General features: G+C 67.2%; 1 protein-coding gene. It reads right to left on the bottom strand.

What is annotated here, in order from left to right; translation table 11 throughout:
- Positions 1 to 460: sodium:solute symporter family transporter (locus tag M3210_RS20150; RefSeq protein WP_432807001.1), on the bottom strand; the 460-nt coding region annotated here is incomplete at both ends.

Genomic DNA, 460 nt, shown 5'->3' with positions numbered 1-460 from the left:
CCGGAGATCACGCCCATCAGCACCTCGCCCCCAAGGTGCAGCGCGAGCAGCGGGGCAGCGGAGTTGGCCTTTCCTGGCGCGGCGAGGATGTTCTCCACCCCCACCAGCTCCGCGGCGCCGAAGCCGAGGATCAGGGTGAACAGGAAGAACACCCCGACAAGGATGATCGCCCACACCGCGGAGCGACGCGCCTCGCGGGCACTCGGCACGGTGTAGAAGCGCATCAACACGTGCGGCAGGCCGGAAGGTCCGGCCACGAGCGCGATGGCGAGGGAGAAGAAGCTCAGCTTGCTGATCCACCCGTTCGCGCCGTACTGCAGCATCGGGTCGAGGATCGCGTCGCCCTTGGGGTGGACGGAGACTGCCGCGCCGAGGAGTTCGGAGAGGTTGAAGCCGTGGCCCGACATCACCCAGAACGACATCACGGCGCCGCCGGAGATCAGCATGACTGCCTTGATCA

The organism is Oceanobacillus luteolus (assembly GCF_023715655.1).
In the GTDB taxonomy this organism is placed as follows: Bacteria; Bacillota; Bacilli; order Bacillales; family Amphibacillaceae; genus Oceanobacillus; species Oceanobacillus luteolus.
The sequence above is the reverse complement of the archived record's forward strand: the minus strand, read 5'-3'. Positions and strand labels throughout refer to the sequence as shown.